Here is a 3251-nt window from a genome sequence, read left to right on the forward strand (position 1 = left end):
TTCATGGCTTCGATGGTGGCGATGGTTTGTCCGGCCTGCACGGTGTCGCCGGTGTCGACACCGATGGTGACGACCCCGGCGAACGGGGCGGCGATGTGGTCGGGGTTGGTCTTGTCGGCCTTCTCGGCCGCGGCGACCTCGCTGGCGATGCTGCGGTCCCGGACCAGGGTGGGTCGGAGCTGTCCGTTGAGGATGGCCAGCACGGTGCGCATCCCGCGTTCGTCGGCCTCGGAGACCGCTTCCAGTCCGATCAAAAGCTCCACACCGGGTTCGAGTTGCACACGGTGTTCCTCACCCTGGCGCAGCCCGTAGAAGAACTGGTTCGCGCTCAGGCGCGACGTGTCGCCATAGGTGTCCCTATGCGTTTCGAATTGTTCTGTCGGACCGGGGAAAAACAGCCGATTGAGGGTGGCTTGACGCTTCGGGCCGGGCGAGGCCAGCGCCGCCTCGTCCTCGGCCGAGAGCGGGGTTTCCACTTTCGCATCGGCGCGACCCTGCAATGCCTTGCTGCGCAACGGTTCCGGCCAACCACCGGCCGGATCCCCCAACTCACCACGCAGGAAACCGATCACACTGTCAGGAATGTCATAACGATCCGGATCGGCGGCGAACTCATCGGCATCAGCACCGGCACCCACCAACGCCAACGCCAGATCCCCCACCACCTTGCTCGACGGGGTCACCTTGACCAACCGGCCCAACACCCGATCCGCCCCGGCGTAGGCATCCTCGATCTCCTCGAACCGATCCCCCAACCCCAACGCCACGGCCTGGGTCCGCAGATTGCTCAGCTGCCCACCGGGAATCTCATGGGTGTACACCCGCCCCGTCGGATGAGAGGCACCCGCCACCCCAACATCAAAGGGCGCATATACCTTGCGCAACGCCTCCCAATACGGCTCCAGATCACACACCGCCTTGAGGTCCAGACCGGTATCGCGATCGGTATGCGCGGTCGCGGCCACAATCGCCGACAACGCAGGCTGGCTCGTCGTGCCCGCCAACGGCGCCGAGGCCCCATCCACCGCGCTGGCACCGGCAGTCCAGGCCGCCAGATAGGTCGCCAACTGTCCACCCGGGGTGTCATGGGTGTGCACATGCACCGGCAGATCAAACCGCTGCACCAACGCACCCACCAGCTTCGCCGCGGCCTGCGGGCGCAACAACCCGGCCATGTCCTTGATCGCCAACACATGCGCCCCGGCCGCCACGATCTGCTCAGCCAAGCGCAGGTAATAGTCCAGGGTGTACAGATCCTCAGCCGGGTTACTCAAATCCCCGGTGTAGGACATCGCCACCTCGGCCACCGCCGACCCGGTCGCGCGCACCGCGTCGATGGCCGGGCGCATCGAATCCACATTGTTCAACGCATCGAAAATCCGGAAAATATCCACCCCGGTCGCGGTCGCCTCATCAACAAACGCGCTCGTGACCAGCTCCGGATACGGGGTATAGCCCACCGTGTTACGCCCGCGCAGCAGCATCTGCAAACAGATGTTGGGCATCGCCTCCCGCAACGCAGCCAGCCGCTCCCACGGATCTTCCTTCAAAAAGCGCAGCGCCACATCATAAGTCGCGCCACCCCAGCACTCCACCGACAACAACTGCGGGGTCAACCGCGCCACATACGGCGCCACCAACAACAACCCGTTGGAACGCACCCGGGTCGCCAACAACGACTGATGCGCATCGCGGAACGTCGTATCGGTCACTCCGAGGGCCGCAGAATCCTTGAGCCACCGGGCAAAACCGTCAGGACCCAACTCGACCAGGCGCTGCTTGGACCCCGCGGGCGCAGGCACCGACAAATCACACTCAGGCAACTTGTCGGCGGCATACACCGTCGACGGGCGCGCCCCGTTGGGCTTGTTCACCGTCACATCGGCCAGATAGTTCAAGATCTTGGTGCCCCGGTCGGCCGGGGTGTGCGAGGTCAACAACTGCGGGCGCTCATCGATGAACGACGTCGTCACCCGACCCGCCCGGAAATCCGGATCATCGATCACCGCGAGCAGGAACGGGATGTTGGTCGTCACGCCACGAATCCGGAACTCCGCCAACCCACGACGCGCCCGGGCGGCGGCCATCGTGAAATCCCGGCCGCGACAGGTCAACTTCACCAACATCGAGTCGAAGTGCGCGCTGATCTCCGCACCGGTGTGCGTGCCACCGTCCAGCCGGATCCCCGCACCACCCGGAGAGCGGTAGGCCGTGATGCGCCCGGTATCGGGTCGGAACCCGTTGGCCGGGTCCTCGGTCGTGATGCGGCACTGCATGGCCGCCCCCCGGATCGCCAGACTGTCCTGACTCAACCCCAGATCGGCCAGCGACTCCCCCGCCGCGATACGCAACTGCGAGGACACCAGATCCACATCGGTGATCTCCTCGGTCACCGTGTGCTCCACCTGAATCCGCGGATTGCACTCGATGAACACATGATGGCCCCGCTCATCGAGCAAGAACTCGATGGTGCCCGCACAGAAGTAATCGATATGGCGGGCCAGCGCCACCGCATCGGCACAGATCTTCTCCCGCACCGCCGGATCCAGATTCGGGGCCGGCGCCAACTCGATGACCTTCTGATGGCGACGCTGCAAACTGCAATCCCGCTCGAACAGATGGATCACATTGCCGTCACCATCGGCCAGGATCTGCACCTCGATATGGCGCGGATTGATCACCGCCTGTTCCAGATAGACCCGGCCGTCCCCGAACGCCGACTCGGCCTCCCGCGACGCCGCCTCGACCGCCTCACGCAACGCGGAGGCCTCAGCAACCCGGCGCATCCCCCGGCCACCGCCTCCGGAGACCGCTTTGACGAACAACGGGAACTCCATCGAGGCCGCGGCAGCCAGCAGATCCTCCACCGAATCCGACGGCTCCGAGGACGCCAACACCGGCAGACCGGCCTCCCGCGCCGCCGCGATCGCCCGCGCCTTGTTGCCCGTCAGCTCCAGCACCTCGGCCGAGGGACCCACGAACGTGATCCCGGCCTCCACACACGCCCGCGCCAACTCCGGGTTCTCCGACATGAACCCATAGCCGGGATACACCGCATCCGCACCGGCATGCGTGGCCACCCGGATGATCTCGTCCACCGACAGATAGGCCCGGACCGGATGTCCCTCGTCCCCGATCTGATACGACTCATCTGCCTTGAGTCGGTGCAACGAATTACGATCCTCGAACGGATACACCGCAACGGTGGCGATGTTCATCTCGGTCGCTGCACGGAACGCGCGGATGGCGAT

The 3251-nt window shown here is 65.1% G+C and carries 1 protein-coding gene; it reads right to left on the reverse strand.

Translation table 11 applies throughout. From position 1 onward, the window contains the following. The coding region (locus IC40_RS0123050) for a pyruvate carboxylase (RefSeq protein WP_030137028.1) at window positions 1–3251 on the reverse strand (3251 nt) is incomplete at both ends.

The sequence above is a fragment of the Mycolicibacterium neoaurum ATCC 25795 genome, assembly GCF_000691525.1.
GTDB classification, from domain to species: domain Bacteria; phylum Actinomycetota; class Actinomycetes; order Mycobacteriales; family Mycobacteriaceae; genus Mycobacterium; species Mycobacterium neoaurum.